Source organism: Solitalea koreensis, assembly GCF_900182575.1.
In the GTDB taxonomy this organism is placed as follows: domain Bacteria; phylum Bacteroidota; class Bacteroidia; order Sphingobacteriales; family Sphingobacteriaceae; genus Solitalea; species Solitalea koreensis.
Genome location: NZ_FXSZ01000003.1, coordinates 403,176 through 422,399 on the forward strand (window position 1 = coordinate 403,176; position 19,224 = coordinate 422,399).

The window sequence follows — 19,224 nt, forward strand, 5'->3', positions numbered from 1 at the left end:
GATCAATTTAAACTCAACCTAATCACAGGTTACATAAAATAACAAATGAAAAAATTAGTGATGCTAGCCTTTGCCATGTTGCTTGGCAGCAGATTGTTTGCCCAAATGAATGAAATTCGGGGAACAGTAGGGTCTGATTATTATCATGATCAAGACATTGCCTTGTATTCTATTGAGGATGGAGAGCCGGTTGAATTAGCCAAAACTAAGCTGGCGCAAGATGGTTCTTTTGGCTTTTTGTTTACTCCCGCACGCGAGGGTTTTTATGCAATTGGCTGGGCTGATTTTGTAAGAGGTAAATTTCCAATCTATTTTAAAAAGGGGGATAAGGCTGAGGTTTCGATTTATAATAGAACCATGCAGTTTGTGGGCAAGCAAACTCCTGAAAATACCATTCTTTCTTCATGGACTCAACTGACGGAAAGCCTGAAGAATAAATCCTTCTATTTCGCTAGTAACAGTACGTTTCGTGATTTCTTTCCGGAGTTTACAAAAGTTGCCGCTAAAACAGATGATTTTCGAAAAACCATCAATACAAAAAATGTACGATTCAACGAGTTGATGAAAGAAGTGACGGTGTATGATATGGATCTGTATGCATTGAACTTTATGCGAACTCCGCGCATCGAATATCCTAAGAATGAAGATCTTATTCCTTATTACAACAGCATTGTTGCTAAGGATAAATTTAACAATGACGATGTATTGTTAATGCTTTATGGCAAGCGTTACATGGGCATGTATGCTGATTATGCTGTGCCGGGAAGGTCAACCTTGGATAACAAGTTAGCTGCTTTTAATTCAGACAAGGTAAAAGGGGCATATATCCTTAACAGTGGTTTTGGTATGAAGGGAGTGAAAAATTACGCCGGCTTTAAGGAAATAGTTGATAAATATGGCAACTATTTTCAATCCGAATATCAAAAAAAGACGCTCGAAGAACTGAGTTCGAAATACTATAGTGCTGAATCAGGTACCAAGCCAGCGGCCGATTTTACCTATCCTGATCAGAACGATAAGATGGTTTCATTGAGCGATTTTAAAGGAAAAGTAGTATTGGTGGATGTGTGGGCAACCTGGTGCGGCCCGTGTAACCAGGAAATTCCTTCGCTTAAAAACCTCGAAAAAGAATTACAGGGAAAAGATGTAGTATTTATTTCGGTTTCATTGGATGAAGAAAAGGATAAGCAAAAATGGAAAACCATGCTTAAGGAGAAGGAATTGGATGGCGTTCAACTTTTGGCCAGCGGATTTAATACTAAAATTGCCAAAGATTATAAAATCGAGGCAATTCCTAGATTCATGGTGTTCGACAAAAAAGGAAACGTGGTAACCATTGATGCACCTCGTCCTTCGAATCCGAAATTAAAAGAATTATTGCTTTCAGAATTAAACAATAACTCGGAGGCCGCTTTAAAGTCCAAATAGATGTAAGATATTAAATTATCAGCAACCTTTTGCAAAACCCAGAATTAAAAAGAACTTTTGCACCAGAATTGAAAAAATAATTCTTACTGGACGTGATTTAAGACACATGAAAAAAGTACTAGCATTTTTAATTTGCCTGCAAATTTTTAAACCAACATTTGCTCAAAATAGCAGTTTTAATACCGAGCAATTGCAGGCTGAAGTTAAACAAGGCATTAAACAGGCCTATAATGCATCAGTTCGCATAATTGCATATAATTCGGAATTTCAAAAGGGAGTTGGTGGCCAATTCAGTGGCGTGGTGGTGGATAGCAAGGGGCATATTCTTACCGCAGGGCATGCAATTACACCCAATGCCATTTACCTGGTCACTTTTCCTGATGGACGGCAAGTTAAAGCCCAAGGTTTAGGAGTGATTCCCACTGCAGATGCCGCCATGATGATCATTACCGATAAGGGAAAGTGGCCATCGGCAAAAATGGGATGGTCTTCCATGTTGGAAAACAATGTTCCATGCCTAAGTATAGCATGTCCCGGTAGTTTGGGATTCAATACCCCTACGGTGCGGTTTGGATATATTTCGAACAAACTGCATGAAAATGGTTATATCCAAAATACCTGCTTAATGGAGCCTGGAGATTCCGGAGGTCCACTTTTTGATCTGAAAGGAAGGGTTATTGGTATACACAGCCGTATCAGGGATGCCCAAGAGGATAATTTCGAAACACCTATAGATGTGTTCAGAAAATATTGGACAGCATTGCAGTCCCCTGAATATCACACCGCTTTTATTCCCGAAGATAAGTTTTCCCCGGATAAGAAAGCGGTGGTGCTAAAACCTGTTCCTGAAATAGCGGAATTAAGTTCAAGCTTTAAAACGCAAGATTCAGAATTTCAGAAAACAGTATTTGCTGTAAAAGATTCGGTTCAAAAAACTTCGATTTTGAGTACCCTTGTCAATTTTAAGGGCTTAGTTTCTGAGTCAGATTTAAAGGGCAAAAGTTTCTTTATTAGTAAAAGTTCTGAAATAAGTGAGCATGCGATGATTGAAGTGGTTTCGGGTAAGTTTGTAAGCGCCAAAGTGCTAAGACGTGATGAAAAGAACGATTTGGCTCTGCTGGGAGTTTCCATGGAAATAAAAGGCGGCGTAGAGCTTCAATCAGCTAATACCGATTCAGTTTCTTTTGAAGAGTTTGGTAACTTTTTAATTTCCCCACGACCGCAAAGAGACGGTATAATGAGTGTTCTGGGCAACCGGTTTTTAACAATACCGAAGTCGCCGGCGGCTTTTTTAGGGTTAGGTGTTAATTTCAATACTGATACCCATCAGATTTTAGTTACGGCGCTTTATTCTGAAATGACAAACCTTAAGGCTGAAAATGTTAAGAAAGGTGAAAATGATATTGAGATCCGCGATGTATTAACCAAGATAAATAACGAGCCGGTACTAACGTTAGATGGCTTTTCGAAAGAATTGTCCAAGTATGATATTAACCAATCGGTCAGCCTTCAATACACCAAGAAGTCAGGCCAATCTTTTACAAAGGACCTTGTTCTTAAGCATTATTACGTAGAGCCTAACGTTTCGTTTGATCATTTTAGAGAAGGAAGAAGCCAAAAACGGGATAATTTAAAGGAAGCATTGGCGCATGACGGCCAATTAACTCCAGCCGACTGTGGCGGTCCTCTTTATGGCACCAATGGGAAATTTTACGGAATCAACATCGCCAGATTTAGTCGTACAACAAGCTTAGCTATTCCGGCTAAAGTAATTGTACAATTTGTGAAAGCGTCTAAAATAACTTTATAGGAAGCCAATCAATTTTAAATTAAAAAAAATGAAAAAACATATTTTAAGTTTTCTGCTAGTAATTAGTGTAATGGGCGCCTGGGCTCAAGGAATAGAATTTGACCATGCATCCTGGAAGGAAGTTGTTCAAAAGGCAAAGGAACAACATAAGCCCATTTTTGTGGACGTATACACCAGTTGGTGCGGTCCCTGTAGAGTAATGGCTTCAACGGTGTTTACTCGTCCTGAAATAGGAGAGAAATTCAACAAAGGATTTGTAAACGTAAAAATAGATGCCGAAAAAGGTGAAGGGATTGAACTTGCGAAAAAATATAAGGTCGGCTCTTACCCTACGTATTTATTCATTAATCCAGTGGATGAATCCCTTATTGGGCAATCGGGAAGTTCTATGCCAGCTTCAACGTTTGAAGATGTAGGCGACAAAATGCTGAATAAGTTTGCAGGCAAAACCGAAATCAGCACAAAGGAAATGACGGACAGATTTGATTCGGGCAATTATGATGAGGCCTTCCTACAGACCTACATAAAACGTTTAAAGTATGAAAATCCTGGTATTGCAAGTCGGATTTTAGAGCTTTACCTGAATAAATACATGTCACAACATCCTACCAATAATCAATTGTGTTTTTTAGCTGAAAACTTTAACGGAGGTGTTAAGGTGTATGATTACCTGGTTAAAAACTATAAAACAATTGATGGGCTGCTGTGCAAAAAGGATGGTCTTGTAGCCGCAAATCTTGACCGTGAATTAATGAAAGTGATCGATAAACCGTTCGAAATGATCGGCAGTAATAAGTTGTCGAAAGCTGATAAGGAAGTTCTGTTAAACAAGTGTATTGCTGAATTGAGGGCCTTTGTATTGAACGAATCAAAAAGAGATAAAAAGATTTTGGAAATCAAAATGAAAGTCTATTCAGCAACAAACGATAGTATTCAACTTTTACAGGCAACGCGCGACTATATAACCAAGTTCATTTTGCCGGCTGATCAGAATAATACCATAGGTCGTAGTTTTATTATCATTGATAAAAATGCTCCTGAACCCAACCCTACAATCGATTCTGTGCGTACAGCAAGTACGTGTGTAAGTTATGCTTCCGGACTTTTAAAGCTTTCTACTCAAAAGCAGGATAAAGAGTTATCAATAAAGGTGTATAAAAAGGCTCAACTGCTAACTCCAACCACTTTCTACTATACTAACGCCATGAATACTACATTGTATAATCTTGGAGATAAAAAGACAGCCATAAAACAGCAAACTGCGGTTTTAAAAGAGATGAAAAAAAATAATGACGTTTACCTGGCCGATGCCGAAACTTTACTTCAGAAAATGAAGAATGATGAAGCCAAGGTTACATTCGTGGCTTATAAAATGAAAAAGAGAGCAGCAGCCCATTAAGAAGATTTCAATAAATATTTAAGTTTTAATTGAGGCTGTCTAAAAAGGCTGCCCCTTTTGAGACAGCCTCTTTAATTATGGCGATCAAAACTCAATGAAAACCGAACTGTCTTTTAATAAAAATGATAGAAGTGTGTGCCTCTCTTAGAAATTAAAGATTTTAGCCTCTGCTGATGATATTACTCCTTTTTCAAACTCATCCAAATAGGTTTGGGTTTGTTGCTCGGTTTGGAGTCCCAATGCTTCACTTATGATCGCGGTTGAAATTCCTGAACCTTTGAGGTTAGTAGTAATTTCGGTTGGAAAGTTGAGTCACCAGATGAGTCACGAAGTGCCCAAAAACGCTAAAAACTTCTATTCCAAGAGTCGGGAATTTGATTATCTTTGCGACCGATAATTTATGTTTAATCAGGCCAAAATGCTGTTTTAAATAATATTAATTATCTGATTAATAGATATTAATGCTTTTGTTTAAGCATTGCTCCTATAAGGAAACGGCCCGGTAGTTCAATGGATAGAATAGAAGTTTCCTAAACTTTAGATATGAGTTCGATTCTCGTCCGGGCTACAAACTAACGCTGTTTTATACAATAAAGCAGCGTTTTTAATTTCAATACCTCCGTTTATATACTTTCCATGTTTTATTCTCGAAAAAGCCAAAACTGGTTTCTGCTTGTAATAAGTATGTGACACAGGTTTTGGTGTGCTTTCAATCTGCTGATACGCAACGGTTTAGTCTTTTTTAGTGTTTGAAAACACAGTGAGAAAATTATAACAAAAGTTATTTTTTAATTTTCTTTCTATATTCACCACCTGCTTAAGCATTTAAAGGGTGAGTAAATATTCAGATATAGAACTTTTTGAACTCATTAAGCAAGGCGATAAAAGAGCTTTTGGAGAGCTATATGAACGGCATTGGGAGCGCTTATTTGTGCTGGCCTGTAATAAACTTCCTTCAAAAGATGATGCTGTCGACTTGTTACAGGATCTGTTTTTCTTGTTTTGGGAAAAAAGGGGAGAGATACATATTTCTGAATCAGTTGCGTCTTACCTGAATGTGATGCTAAAGCACAGGATGTTTAATTTCTATAAACACTCACAGGTTAAACAAAAGCATACCGATCATATCAAAGCTACTCAAGATGATTCGGACCAATCAACCATTAACCAACTCAATTTTAATGAGCTTAATCGTTCATTGACTTTGGAAATAAATAACATGCCTGGTAAAATGCGAGAAGTTTTTTTATTGAGCAGAGAAGAAAGATTGTCAGTAAATGAAATAGCAAGCAGATTGTCTATTTCTGAACAAACTGTAAAAAATCAGGTTAGCAATGCCATTAAGCGACTTCGTGCTAAGTTAGGTAATAAAAAATCGGGTAAATGATCGATCTGCGATTATAAATTCCCCTCTGCCTAAAAAAATCTTTAAAAAATTTTACATCCCTATAGTACTATCTATTTTCAGAGTTGTCCTTATGAATGAAAACCGAAATAAATTGGAACACAAGGATAGTCATAAACCACAGTCAGGTTTTTTGCCAGGTAATACCGATGCGCAAAAGCAATTAGATGATTGGTTCGATTCATTACACACAAATGATTCGCAGACTCCTTTTGGCGGTAATGAAGATAAAGATGCTATCAAGCAACGCATCTTTAATAATGTTCTTGAGCGAATTGAAGAAAGTGAAAAAGACACAAAACCAGTTCGAACTATCCGCCTAGGTTGGTTAAAGGTTGCAGCTTCAGTATTACTGATCTCAGCTATTAGCTTAATTAGTTACCAATATTGGTACGGCAAAAAAGAGGTCATTGAGTACGTTACAGTTACAGCTTCTAATGGAAGAGTAATGCAGGTAACATTGTCTGATAGTACCAACGTCTGGTTACAAGCCGGTAGCACATTGAAATACCCTAAGAGTTTTTCTGATACCAGTCGTGAGGTTTATTTAGATGAAGGGTTAGCGTTTTTCAAAGTAACTCATAATAAAAAGAAACCTTTTATAGTGCATACTCAAGATATTAATACAAGAGTGCTAGGAACATCTTTCGTTATCAAATCATATAATCAGTTAGAAGATGTTCAGGTTGATTTACTAACAGGAAAGGTTCGTGTAAGTCATAATAGTGAAATAATTGGAGAGCTTACGCCAAATAAACGCTTAATCTATCATAAAGCTTCTGCTAAAGCGGAGATAGAAGAGCTGAATACTGAAGCATCAGCCAATTTTGTAAGAGGTGACGTTGTTTTACAACGTGCAGGCTTTGATGAGCTATTTACCACTCTGCATAATATTTATGGATACGACTTTAAGTATGATGCTATAGTTGTAAAAAACTGCAAGTTTAATATCCGTTTTAATACAAGATTAAAATTGGAAGAGGTGTTGGAAATTATCAATGGAATTCATCCTTTAAAATACGAGATAAAAAATAAGGAGGTTATGATAAAGATGAAAGGCTGCAATAACAATAACTAGAGAAAAAAGAATCAGCGCTTGCTGCTACAAGCGCTGAACGAACAAAAAATTGTCGTGTGTTTTTAAAGCCATGAATGGTTGCTTGCGCAACTATAATGGGATGGCTTTGTGTTTTAGTGTTCAATCCAAAACAGTTCAAATATATGAAAAAAACGTTTACAAAGCTAATCTGGGAGACTATGAGGCTCAGTGTAATTGTATTAAGTATTACGGCAATGTCCTTCGGGGTACTAAAAGCCGAACGCGTTCGAGGCCAAGAATTGGTCAAGCAGAAGATAAATGTTTCCATTGAAAGTGGAACTCTCGAATCAGCATTAAGGCGCATCGAAATCACTAGTCGGGTAGGCTTTGCTTACGACTACAATCTTCTAAAAGATAAAAAAGTAGCTGAACATCGGTTTTTACGTCAGTCGCTAGAACAAATATTAAATGAACTCTTGATAACAGAGAACCTTACGTTTCAAGAAAAGAACAATACCATTCTCATTGTTAGAGGAACAAAACCTGTAGCAGCTGATAAAAAAGCTCAAGGTATACTAAAAGGATTCGTTGTTGAAAACGATACTGAGCGATCACCGCTGCCCGGAGTGGCAGTTCGCGTTGATGGTACTAACATGGTAACATTAACTGATAATGACGGTGGGTTTAAACTCAACCTTTCTCCGGGAAAATATCGCTTAATTTTCTCTTACGTAGGTTTTGATACAAGAACTATTAATGACGTGTTGGTAGAAGAAGGTAAAACCAGCGAAATAAACATCGCTCTGAAACCATCTGTGGCCTACTTGCAAGAAGCTGTAGTGGTTGGTTACGGTGTTCAGGAAAAAAGAAGCTTGACGGGTTCTGTCGGAACCTTAAAACCGAATAACCTTGGTAAGGCGCCAATTTCTATCAGTTCAGGCTTAGTAGGCCGTGTTGCGGGTGTTCAGGTTTTACCTTCTTCGGGTGTTCCGGGGGCTGCTTCGGCCATTACCGTAAGGGGTATCACCAGTATCAATGGAAAAGGAAACTCTCCACTGTTGGTGATAGACGGAGTGCCAATGTATGGGATTGACCAAGATAACAATACTGTTAATTATGCTGGCAGAACTTATGGATCCGGCTTTGTAGGTAACATTCCTTCCTCAATGTCACAAAATAATCGTGAGCGTTTTGAAACAGACCCATTAGCTTCCATTAATCCTGATGATATTGAGTCTATTGAAATATTGAAAGACGCCTACGCGACGGCAATCTATGGTTCCAGAGGCGCATCGGGCGTAATCCTGATTAATACAAAGAAAGGCTCTAAATCAAATGGGCCTAAGATGGATGTTCAACTTTCCACCTCGACTAACACTCCATACAAGAAACATAGCTTTATGAATGGAGATCAATATGCCGACTTTTATACAGCATTTCTGAAGGCCATGAATAAAACTACCAGTTTCACAAAAGGAATCAACACCAATTGGATTGATGAGGTAGTTAGCAATGGTCAAGGTTATAATGCTGCCTTTAATATTTCAAATGGGAATGAAAACGGAGGGTATTATATCAGCGCCTCTTATGCTAAAGAGATGCCTTACATTATTCAGAATCAGTTTGAGCGTTTTCAGGGTCGGATCAATATTGACCAAAAGCTGAATGAGTTTTTTAAAGTTGGTACCAACCTGGCTTTATCTAATACACAAAACAATGCCATAAGTGCTCAGCAAATTTATGGGGATGCTGCCATGACTGCACCTAACAAACCAATTAAGAATGATGCTGGAGATTACGTTTGGGATACGTGGACGAATCCGGTATTGCTGTCATCAGGTCGCGATCTTAACCCGGTTGGTTTTGCTAACACTACCAAAAATGAAATTGCCGAAAACAGAACCATCGGGAACGTTTTCGGAGAGTTTTCGATGAACGCATGGTTGAAAATACGTTCCGAAGTAGGAGTTGATTGGAATACCTCGAGAGCTTATAGCAGATTTTCCAGCAAGCCTAGAACTGTAGGCGGAATCGCCTCAGAAACGGATCGTCAAAACAAAAAATGGATAATCAACAATACCGCTGAGTTTAAGAAAGCAGTTGGTTTGCATAATTTTAATGCGACCGTGGGACAAAGCTTTGAATCATCGGTTGAGTATATGAACGCTTCAACCGGTTCAAATTTCCCAAATGATGAGGTTTTGAGTATCTCTACTGCAGGCACTCGTACGTTGGCTAGCTCATTAAAACAAGAGTGGGCGTTGATGTCCTATTTCGGCCGGTTAAATTACATTCTCAACAATAAATACATGCTGGGAGCAACCTATCGTGTTGATGGTTCATCAAAGTTTAGCAAAAACAAACGATATGTCGGCTTCCCTTCGGTTTCTGCCGGATGGGATATTAAACAGGAATCCTTTATGGACAAAGTTGCCTTTGTTGATCAGCTGAAACTGCGCGGAAGCGTTGGCCTTTCAGGATCGGACGGTGGTACAGGTTATTACGGAAATCAAGGTGTTTATACTAACGCCAGTGGTAATGCCACCTGGGGAAATGAAATTGCTGTAGTTCCTACTACCCCTAATAATCCTAATCTTAAATGGGAAACACGTACCAAATATGACTTAGGAATGGATATGTCTTTATTAAAATCCAATATCAGCGTTGGTTTTGATTATTATAACGAACTAACAAAGAATGCGATCCTTTCATTCCCGATACCAGGTTATTTAGGTTTTACCTCACAACAACAGAACATAGGCGAAATATCCAATAAAGGAGTTGAGCTTACGATTAACACGGTGAATATTAATAAAAAAGGTTTTTCATGGAAATCAAACTTTAACATCGCTAAAAACATAAATAAGATCGAAAAGCTATATCCAAGAGATGGCCTAACAGATCCGTTTCAACTAGCGAAGAGTTTGGAAGCAAGTACCGGTCGCTTTATGATGGAAGGCCATTCGGTAACCTCTTTCTTCTTGTATGAATGGGCGGGCGTAGATCCTGACAATGGAAATCCTTTGTTAATTGATAAAGACGGAAATAAAACCGAGACAGTATTAGAAAAAACTACCGGTGGTGAAGTGAACAGGAAGTATATGGGTGATGCTGCGCCTAAATTTTTCGGTGGATTCGATAATTCATTAGGCTATAAAGGCTTTGAGCTAAATGCGTTTTTCTCGTATGCTTATGGCAATAAAATGATCAATGGATCGAAGGCTTATACGTATACCTACGCCTCAAATGATGCTCTCAATCTATCTCCGGATATGCTTAGCTACTGGACAACCCCAGGGCAGCAAACAGCGATTCCGGCATTATTGAATGCTTATAATTCAAATACTAATGCCACTACAGGAGTAAAAACCTATAATGGATATGATTATTCTCTCAGCCGTAATACTTCTCGCTTTTTGGAAGATGCATCCTATGTAAAATTGCGTAACCTGACTTTAGGCTATAGCTTCAACAAGGACATTGCGAGACGTCTTCGTTTATCATCATTGAAATTGTATGCTGAAGTTCAAAATGTGTTTACAATCACAAAATATTCGGGTATAGATCCTGAGGTGAGTGCATTTGGTTCATCTGCTCTCCAAATGGGACGCGATGAGTTTACCCTGCCTTCATCAAGAATGTACAACATGGGAGTTAAACTGGGCTTCTAAAAAAAGAAATGAATTGAAAGATAAGCTAAATCAAAGAACAGTATGAAATCACTATATAAAAATACAGTTTATTTATCCCTGTCGGCATTATTAACACTAAGCGCATGTGATAAAAAATTAGACTTACGGCCTGAGAATAATTTGACTGAAGCTTCCTTGCTAGAAACGAAAGTAACCACCGAGCGACTATTAATGGGCGGATATTATGAGCAGTTTTTGGCGGAGCGCTATGTGTTGAACCTGGGTGATATGAGTACAGGTATAGCGGCAGCAACCGTCAATAATTATTATACAGGAAGTTTAGACCCTAAAACCGATGAAGTATTTACCATCTGGAGTGGTCATTACCGAATTATCAATATTGCTGATGTAATCATAAATCGATTACCCTCTACTGGTAATTATGATGAGAACGCCAAAAAACAGTTTATTGCCGAAGCCAAGTTTCTAAGGGCATTTAGTTACTTCCGTTTGATCACCTTATTTGGAGAGAATGCCTTTAATGCTCAGGGGGCAGCAAAAATGGGTGTTCCTTTACGACTTGATGCATTCGAACGATATGATGAAAGACAGCTACTGTCACGTTCAACAAACAAGGAAGTGCTTGACAGGGTAGTGAAAGATTTGGAAGAGGCATTGCCTGACCTGCCAGCTACAACGGCTAACATTGACTTACATGCCCGAGCAGTAAAATCTGTGGGTAAAGCATTTCTTTCAAGAGTGTATTTGTATCTGGGAGACTATTCAAAAGCCATTCAAATGGCTGATGAAGTGTTGGCAGATCCAGCTTATACCTTGGCCCTAAATCCTGCCACTGTTTTTCCTAATAACTCTACATTGGTTCAAAGTGGAACTAACCCGCTAAATATTAAGTTTGATAAAGAGGTCGTATATGGCTATCCGGTAAGCTATAATGCTTATTTGAACAATTCATCCGCCCATAAAAGCTTTGTGGGTATGGGGACTACATTTATTGATCCTGCTTTTGCCAACACATACGCGGCAAATGACATTCGTAAATCAAGTATGATTACTTCCAAGCTAGTGAGTGGTGTTTCAAGATTGGTAAGTACAAAGTTCACTCATCCTTCCCAATTCGATAACATGATGGTTATCCGCCTTGCAGAAGTTGTTTTAAATAAGGCGGAAGCATTGGCTAAGCGTGAGGGTAATGTTCAACCGGCAGTAAATATGCTTAACCTCATTCATCAGCGAGCATTTCCTGCGGGAAGTAAGCCTGCTCTGTACACTACTGCTAATTTTACAGACGGCGCTAGTCTCGTTGCTGCAATCTTGCAGGAACGTCGATGGGAGTTGGCATTTGAAGGTCATGATCGTTTCGATAGATTAAGAAATAGCATGCCGATCAATGTGGATTTATCGGCCACAAAATATGCATTGCCGATTCCTCAAAAGGAAATCGATATTTCGATGGGATTGATTAAGCAGAATCCGGGTTACATACAATAAAATCCTTTCAATCAATAAACAGATAAATGCGGGGTCGTTTTCATGATTTTGACCCCGCTACTATCTTATGATCATTAAAATTAAAGCCTATCGTTTGTTTTTACTTAATCAATCACATGCCCGCTAAGGGTTGTCTAACCAAAAATGAAATAGAATGAATAAATTTCTAATGACTACAGTAGTTGGCACCATGTTGTTAATGACTGCAAATGCCCAAAATCGGGAGATTAATTTTAAACATGACACGGCTTTTAATGAAGTATTAGCTGAAGCAAAGCAACAGCACAAATTAATTTTCTTTGATGCCTACACTTCTTGGTGTGGTCCGTGCAAAATGATGGCCAATACCGTTTTTAAAACGGATAGCGTGGCCGATTTTTTCAACCAGAACTTTGTAAATCTTAAAGTGGATATGGAAAAAGGCGAAGGCCCGAAACTGAAAGATCGTTTCGGCGTTTCTGCATATCCTACCTTATTGTTTATTGATGGCGATGGTAATGTGATTCATAAACTTGTAGGAAGTTCCCCTTCTCCAGAATTTATGGCCGAATCAAGAAAAGCCTTAAATCCTGAAAAGACAGTCTTTGGTCTTGCTAAAAAATTCGATGGCGGCGATCATTCCGCACAAACGGCAATGGCCTATCTGTCGGCTTTGGAAATTGCCTATGAACATGTAAAAATGGGAGAGGTGGCAAAAATCTATTTTGATGCCTTACCTAAAGAGTCATTATTGGAAAAAGCAAACTGGGAATTGGAAAAGCGCTTTTTGCTCGATGTAAGTTCTTCATCGTTTGCCTATCTGTACAGCAAGGAGGATGAATTAAGTGCCATGGACCAAAAGGGTAATGTAGAAAGATATTTTAACCAGGTTTTTGCTACCACAATTAGTTCATTAAAGAGAGCGCACTTAAGCAATAAAAATTTAAAAACTGCACAAGATAAGGCAAAAGCCATGGAGACCTTATTGGCTTCAAATGCTACTCCTTTTGCACAAAAGCAGTTGTTTACCTTGCATTTAACTCAATTGTTCGGGAATAAGCAATGGGATAAGTATTGCCAGCTTATTGATAACAATCTTAATCAGGCTGAAAAATCAAACGCTCAGCCTATTTTATGGGCAGCGATGGAAATGGTGAGAGAGGCGCCTGTTAACTATTGTGCAAACGCAAACAAATGGGCTGATGCATATAGCACTAATGAAGATTTATTTACGCAGATTCTGGTATCTGATCTTCGAAAAATGATCAGCAAGAAACAAGGTAATTTAAAAGAGGCAGAAAATTTCACTCTAAATTCTCAAAACTTAAGAAAACAAGCGGGTGAAAAAGGCCAAATGACCCCACCTATGATGAAAGACTAATTAAAACGAATTATAAATAAAATAGAAAAAAGACAATGAGAAAGATTTTGAGTTTAATCGTTGCGAGCATTTTATGTTCGGGTAGCTTAATGGCTCAGTCAAATAAACAGATTGCCGTAACAGGCAAAGTGAAATTCCCTGACCCTACGGGCAAGTATCAAATTTACCTGGGGCAATATGAAGGCGAAGGTTTTAAAAAAGCTTTTAAGGCAATTGACAGCGCTAAACTGGATGCCAATAATACATTCAGTTTTAAAATAAATACCCAAAAGCCTGATTATTATCAGATTCGGGTTTATTATATGGATCGAATTGATTTTTGGGCTGATAAAGACGATCTGAAGATCAGTTTCAGAGGGATTGATACGGCGAAGATGAAAGTCAAAAATCCCCCTCACATCCACATTGAAGGTTCTGCGGATAACGATGTGATAAACCTTGTAAATTTCGCCAGCTATCGGAACTATCAAAATATGATTGCTGTAGGGAAGGAGCAATATGCAGCATCAAAAACTACCGATTCGGTTTGGATCAATTACGTAAAAGATGGTTATAGCCGTCTTGATGAAGATTTTAATGCTCGTATTAAATACATCATTCAAATGTATTGGGACAAGCCTACTGTACTGTATGCGCTTAATTGCTTAAGTACAAAACGTGAGTCGGCATATATATTGGAAACCCTCGATAGGTTAATTAAGAAGTATCCGAATTTACCACAAGCCCAAAAGAAGAAAGAAGAGATTTTGGCTTTACTGAAGCAGACAGATAAGATTGCGAATGGAAAAAAAGCACCTGACTTTGCCTATCCTGATTTGCAAGGTAAAAAATGGGGACCTAAGGATTTTAAGGGTAAATACCTCATCGTAGATTTTTGGGCTTCATGGTGTGGTCCTTGCCGTCAGGAAATTCCTCATTTGAAAGAAGTGTACAAAAAGTACAAAGATAAAGGACTTGATATTTTAGCGGTTTCAGTAGATGCAATACCTGAGAAATGGAAAAAGGCAATGGAAGAAGAGAAAATGGCTTGGCCACAAATTAATGCTCAGGAATCAAAACCTGTAATGGAGTCATACCTGTTTAGCGGCATCCCTTATTTGGTATTGATTGATAAGGAAGGAAGAATTATTGAGAAAAACCTACGTGGCGAGAGCCTCGACAAGAAATTAAAAGAACTGTTCGGAATTTAAGAACGCACTATATATCCTAAATCAGAAGATGGGGCTGTCCAAAAAGTAGGTTAATTCCAACGAGGGGTTAGTTTCTTTGCATTGAACGATGCGAAGAGCTAACTCCCCCGCAAGGCAACCGCCAAATTGAGCCAAAATCTTTTCGGAAAGCCCCGATTTTCAAAAACTAAATTACATGAAGAAAACACTATTAGCCATATTCATTTTATCACTAGTTGCGATTTTATCACCCAAGCGTTCACACGCACAAATGGGTACCGCACAAACTGTAGAATGGGATGTAACAAAAATCGCCATTGTAAAAGCCGATCAAGAGTCTGCTTGGAACCTTTTATCTAACTTAAAAAAAATTACGGTGAGTAGTAAGGGCTTTGTTAAATCCGCCGAAATTAAAGGATCAGATTTGCCTTGTGATCGCGTGTTGATTTTCGCAGATGGCTCCACCCGAACAGAAGAAATTAAGCAGATAGATCAGAACTACAAATTCTTGGTTTACGGGATAAAAAAAGAATCTCTCCCAAAAGATGTGGAGAGCGCTACCATCGCCGTATTCACCAAATCAAAAGACGGCATGACGGAGGTGAAGTGGCTGGCCCGAATCGAAGGAAAAGCAGAGGCAAAGCAAGCCTTAAAAGCACAGCTGGAAACTGAATTTTCTCAATACTCCAGTGGCATCATTAATCTTTTTTCCACCTCCATTCCCGCTGCAAAAGTGAATTAAAGATAAATGTTAAGTCTATTTTCCATTTTGTCTACTTTTACACTTAATTCTAGGGGGAGAGGGGTAAATGTGTTGAAGGCTTTGATGTGCAATGGGGTTAATTGAATATTAAATCTTTTTTATTTCAATGCAAACCTTGCTTAGCATCGGGGTAAATTCATAGAGACTTCTGAAATTCAGCGATTACTAATAATTCAAAGTATAGCAAATAGTGGTATGATGTTGCTAGTGACAAAACTCTCTGGATATAATAAGTAATGTAAGATTTTAATCTGGTTCTTAAAACGATCAAAAAGTATTAATTGTAAGACCTTGCAATTAATACTTTTTTTTTGCTACTTGAACTTTATGAATCTACCTAAAGAATTAAATGATAGAGAATTGATGGTGCATGAGAACGAGGAGGCTGCCTTTCATGTCATTTTTGATAGGTACTGGAAGCCTCTTTTTCATAAAGCCTTAAATCGTACGGGTAATGATGCAGATGCACAAGATGTGGTACAGGAAGTTTTTATCAGCTGTTGGAATAATAGAGCCACTATTCAAATTGAAAATTCTCTTGCTCCATATTTATTTACCGCGCTAAAGTATGCTATAATTAAATCGGTTTATCGGAAAGCAAAAAAAGGAATTCATTTACCACTCGATGTTGAAGAGTTAAACCTTATAGAACTTAGTTCCGAGGAAATTGTACAGGCTAAGGAATTGCAAGATATCATATCCCAACAAGTTTCTGAGTTACCGGAACGTATGCAAGAAATTTATCGACTTAGCCGCGTCGAAAACTTACAAATCGCCCAAATCGCCCAACACTTAAATCTTTCGGAGCAAACAGTTAAAAATACGTTAACAACTGCATTAGGCCGTTTGCGTAAGAATTTGTCTCACTATTCCTGCTGGCTTCCATTCTTTTTATAAATCCCAATTTTTTTTTCAGATAGACTAGTACTTTATTCTTATTTAGGTATTTAGTAATAAAGAGCTCTTTTTAGAAAGAGACGAATTACTAAACGGAAATGAAGCATTCTAAAACAATAAAGGTTTTATCTAAATACCTCAAGGGAGAAACATCTTTGGAAGAAAATGCCAAAGTGGATAAATGGTATGATTCAATTGATGATACAAATTTACCTGAAGAGTTAAACGAGGAACTTTTTCAAATTGGGGAACAACTCTATCAGCGAATTCGATCAAAAATGATTCCTGTGGTTCCTCTATATAAAAAGCCACTCTTTAAAGCTGCAGCCGTTATTTCATTTTTCCTATTTATAGGTGGAGCTACTTTGTTGACAATGAATAAAGCTTCTCAAAAAACGCAAGTGGCATCAGTTGTTTCAACGATTCCCAAAATTAATGCCCCGGCAGAAAATATTGCCTATGTAACACTTTCTAATGGGCGAAAAGTGAAATTGGGAGGAGCTGAAACGGGAGTTCTTGCCTCACAAAAAAACTCAAAACTGGTGAAGTTATCTAATGGTCAAATCAAGTATGAAAACATTAACCAGAAATCAATCGAAGTATTAGCCTATAACACTTTAACTAATCCTAAAGGGAGCAAGGTTATCTGTCTGGCTTTGACTGATGGTAGTAAAGTATGGCTGAATGCCGGCTCTTCGCTTACTTATCCGGTAGCTTTTGTAGGAACTGAAAGAAAAGTGACTATTAATGGTGAGGCATATTTTGAAATTGCACACGATGCAAATAAGCCTTTTAAAGTGAAAAAGGGAGATATGGAAGTTACTGTATTAGGAACTCATTTTAATGTGAATGCTTATGATGAAGATGCTGAAATAAAAGTGACCCTTTTACAAGGATCAGTTAAAGTATCATCAGGAAATGATACCAAGCTTCTAAAACCAGCACAACAAGCACAAATTAATGGAGCCATAAAAGTTAATACTGAAGTAAATATGAATGAGGTGATGGCATGGAAAAACGGATACTTCTATTTTGATAATACAGACGTACACACAGTTATGCGTTTAATAGATCGCTGGTACGGTATAGATGTTGAATTCCAAGGGATCCCATCTGAAAAGAAATTTGAAGGTGAAATGGAAAGAAATTTAAGTCTGCCGCAAGTGTTAAAAATTTTAGAAAATAATGGATTACATTTTAAACAGGAAGGAGAAAAGCTTATAGTATTACCCTAAAAACAATCTAAACTAAGAAGAAAAAAGGTCAGAAATGCTCGAACAAATCTGACCATTAGAAGCACAAATTAATTTTCAAGGAGAAACTTATTGTACAACCTAAACTTTACAAATCTATGCAATTATTTACTCTTAGTAAGAGCCTAAGCGTTCGTCAGCGGTGGCTTAGCACAAAACTTATTTTATTATTGATGGCTGTCTGTTTACAGGTGTCTGCAAATAGTCAAAAAGTTATTAATTATTCTGCGAAGAATATTTCGATTAAAAAGGTGTTTTCAGTAATTAAAAATCAGACTGGATATGTGTTTTTTTATGATGCTTTACTGATTGAAACAGCAAAACCTGTAAGCATTGAATTAAAGAATGCCTCATTGGAAGATGCTTTGCAAGCAACTTTTAAAGAGCAGCCTTTTACCTGGTTAATAGAAGGAAAAACCGTAACCATAATTAAAAAGAAACAACAGGTAAACGTTATACAGGTAAGTAATCCCGATCCAATACAGGTAACCGGTCTTGTAACCGATGATAAAGGAATTCCTTTACCTTCTGTAACAGTTGCTATTAAAAATTCATCTAAAGCAACTTCAACAAATTCTGAAGGTAAATACAGTTTAATTGCACAGAGTGGTGATGTTTTGGTATTCACCTATATAGGTTTCAAAACGAAAGAAATTACCGTAGGTCAAAATCATGTTGTAAATGCGACCTTGGAAGAAGCTGTTTCAACCTTAGATCAGGTTCAAGTGATTGCCTATGGAACCACCACTCGCAGGTTAAGTACAGGAACCATCTCTAAAATAAAAGGTGAGGAAATTAGAAATCAACCGGTAGAAAACCCTGTTTTGGCGCTTAGTGGTAGATTGCCGGGAGTTCAAATTACACAGGCAAATGGTAATGCCGGAGCTCCTGTAAGTGTAATTATCAGAGGTAAGAGCTCTTTGGGTGCGGGTTCCGAACCTTTGTATATTATTGATGGAGTGCCGTTTGCTCACAAATCGGGAAGTGTTACGTATGCTAGTGGTACTTCTGCTCAGACTTTGGGTGGTTTAACAAATGCAACCTCCGGTACCTCACCTTTTGTGAATCTCAACGCGGCCGATATTGAAAGTATTGAGGTGCTAAAAGATGCCGATGCTACCGCTATCTACGGATCAAGAGGAGCTAATGGTGTAGTTCTTATCACAACTCGTAAAGCAAAAGCTGGTAAGACTTCTGTTGAAGCTACTTTTAATTCAGGTTGGTCGAGGCCGACAAGTATGGTGAATATGATGAACACCCAGCAGTATGTTGCCATGCGTAAAGAAGCTTTTAGAAATGATGGAGTTGATCCGGCCAATCCAAGTGTAAATGCTTACGATTTGATGAAATGGGATACTACAAGATACACCGATTGGACAAAGTTCTTGTATAATAAAGTTGCCCGTAGTACAGACGGACAAGTGCGACTTTCCGGTGGTTCGGAACAAACTCAATTTGCTCTTTCTGTAATCTTCCCCTAACTAGCTACATCCAAAACTAAATAATTCCCGTTGTATTTATTGTTATTATCCTGTTGTAATGTGGGAAACTGGCCGATGC

At 38.0% G+C, this 19,224-nt stretch carries 13 protein-coding genes and 1 tRNA gene; all 14 read left to right on the top strand.

Translation table 11 applies throughout. The features are described 5' to 3' along the window. The first annotated feature begins 45 nt into the window (after positions 1-45). The 14 genes from FN756_RS07215 (at position 46) to FN756_RS07280 (ending at position 19,145) form a co-directional block, all read left to right on the top strand. Positions 46-1,428, top strand: a complete 1,383-nt coding sequence (locus tag FN756_RS07215; RefSeq protein WP_142602812.1) for a TlpA family protein disulfide reductase — start codon at positions 46-48, stop codon at positions 1,426-1,428. A gap of 106 nt (positions 1,429-1,534) precedes the next feature. Continuing rightward, on the top strand, positions 1,535-3,238 hold the full coding sequence (locus FN756_RS07220; protein WP_142602814.1) for a trypsin-like peptidase domain-containing protein: 1,704 nt from the start codon (positions 1,535-1,537) through the stop codon (positions 3,236-3,238). A gap of 28 nt (positions 3,239-3,266) precedes the next feature. Beyond that, complete coding sequence (locus FN756_RS07225; RefSeq protein ID WP_142602816.1) at positions 3,267-4,637, top strand: thioredoxin family protein; 1,371 nt, start codon at positions 3,267-3,269, stop codon at positions 4,635-4,637. A 496-nt stretch (positions 4,638-5,133) separates the two neighbouring features. Continuing rightward, positions 5,134-5,205, top strand: a tRNA-Arg gene (locus FN756_RS07230). A gap of 264 nt (positions 5,206-5,469) precedes the next feature. Next, positions 5,470-6,024 (top strand): RNA polymerase sigma factor, encoded by a 555-nt coding sequence (locus FN756_RS07235; protein WP_142602818.1) that lies wholly within the window; start codon positions 5,470-5,472, stop codon positions 6,022-6,024. A 91-nt stretch (positions 6,025-6,115) separates the two neighbouring features. Beyond that, entirely contained in the window at positions 6,116-7,120 is a 1,005-nt protein-coding gene (locus FN756_RS07240; protein ID WP_142602820.1) for a FecR family protein, read from the top strand. A 179-nt stretch (positions 7,121-7,299) separates the two neighbouring features. Further along, positions 7,300-10,752 (top strand): SusC/RagA family TonB-linked outer membrane protein, encoded by a 3,453-nt coding sequence (locus FN756_RS07245; protein WP_185955214.1) that lies wholly within the window; start codon positions 7,300-7,302, stop codon positions 10,750-10,752. 42 nt (positions 10,753-10,794) lie between these two features. Then, positions 10,795-12,222 (top strand): RagB/SusD family nutrient uptake outer membrane protein, encoded by a 1,428-nt coding sequence (locus FN756_RS07250; RefSeq protein WP_142602823.1) that lies wholly within the window; start codon positions 10,795-10,797, stop codon positions 12,220-12,222. Between the two features lie 154 nt (positions 12,223-12,376). Continuing rightward, the gene (locus FN756_RS07255; protein WP_142602825.1) at positions 12,377-13,582 is read left to right on the top strand and encodes a thioredoxin family protein; all 1,206 of its coding nucleotides are present in this window, start codon (positions 12,377-12,379) and stop codon (positions 13,580-13,582) included. Positions 13,583-13,617: 35 nt separating this feature from the next. Beyond that, entirely contained in the window at positions 13,618-14,772 is a 1,155-nt protein-coding gene (locus FN756_RS07260) for a TlpA disulfide reductase family protein (protein ID WP_142602827.1), read from the top strand. Between the two features lie 175 nt (positions 14,773-14,947). Further along, a complete protein-coding gene (locus FN756_RS07265) occupies positions 14,948-15,493 on the top strand; it encodes an SRPBCC family protein (RefSeq protein WP_142602829.1) in 546 nt (181 codons plus the stop codon). 348 nt (positions 15,494-15,841) lie between these two features. After that, positions 15,842-16,411 (top strand): RNA polymerase sigma factor, encoded by a 570-nt coding sequence (locus FN756_RS07270; protein WP_142602831.1) that lies wholly within the window; start codon positions 15,842-15,844, stop codon positions 16,409-16,411. A 98-nt stretch (positions 16,412-16,509) separates the two neighbouring features. Further along, positions 16,510-17,646 carry a FecR family protein gene (locus FN756_RS07275; RefSeq protein ID WP_142602833.1) on the top strand — a complete coding sequence of 379 codons (1,137 nt, stop codon included), beginning with the start codon at positions 16,510-16,512 and terminating at the stop codon, positions 17,644-17,646. A gap of 116 nt (positions 17,647-17,762) precedes the next feature. Continuing rightward, positions 17,763-19,145 carry a SusC/RagA family TonB-linked outer membrane protein gene (locus tag FN756_RS07280; protein ID WP_142602835.1) on the top strand — a complete coding sequence of 461 codons (1,383 nt, stop codon included), beginning with the start codon at positions 17,763-17,765 and terminating at the stop codon, positions 19,143-19,145. Positions 19,146-19,224: the final 79 nt, after the last annotated feature.

What these genes read in the sequence shown, in the direction of transcription:
- FN756_RS07215 (WP_142602812.1), top strand. Translation starts at nt 46, where the DNA reads ATGAAAAAATTAGTGATGCTAGCCTTTGCCATGTTGCTTGGCAGCAGA.
- FN756_RS07220 (WP_142602814.1), top strand. Translation starts at nt 1,535, where the DNA reads ATGAAAAAAGTACTAGCATTTTTAATTTGCCTGCAAATTTTTAAACCA.
- FN756_RS07225 (WP_142602816.1), top strand. Translation starts at nt 3,267, where the DNA reads ATGAAAAAACATATTTTAAGTTTTCTGCTAGTAATTAGTGTAATGGGC.
- FN756_RS07240 (WP_142602820.1), top strand. Translation starts at nt 6,116, where the DNA reads ATGAATGAAAACCGAAATAAATTGGAACACAAGGATAGTCATAAACCA.
- FN756_RS07245 (WP_185955214.1), top strand. Translation starts at nt 7,300, where the DNA reads ATGAGGCTCAGTGTAATTGTATTAAGTATTACGGCAATGTCCTTCGGG.
- FN756_RS07250 (WP_142602823.1), top strand. Translation starts at nt 10,795, where the DNA reads ATGAAATCACTATATAAAAATACAGTTTATTTATCCCTGTCGGCATTA.
- FN756_RS07255 (WP_142602825.1), top strand. Translation starts at nt 12,377, where the DNA reads ATGAATAAATTTCTAATGACTACAGTAGTTGGCACCATGTTGTTAATG.
- FN756_RS07260 (WP_142602827.1), top strand. Translation starts at nt 13,618, where the DNA reads ATGAGAAAGATTTTGAGTTTAATCGTTGCGAGCATTTTATGTTCGGGT.
- FN756_RS07265 (WP_142602829.1), top strand. Translation starts at nt 14,948, where the DNA reads ATGAAGAAAACACTATTAGCCATATTCATTTTATCACTAGTTGCGATT.
- FN756_RS07270 (WP_142602831.1), top strand. Translation starts at nt 15,842, where the DNA reads ATGAATCTACCTAAAGAATTAAATGATAGAGAATTGATGGTGCATGAG.
- FN756_RS07275 (WP_142602833.1), top strand. Translation starts at nt 16,510, where the DNA reads ATGAAGCATTCTAAAACAATAAAGGTTTTATCTAAATACCTCAAGGGA.
- FN756_RS07280 (WP_142602835.1), top strand. Translation starts at nt 17,763, where the DNA reads ATGCAATTATTTACTCTTAGTAAGAGCCTAAGCGTTCGTCAGCGGTGG.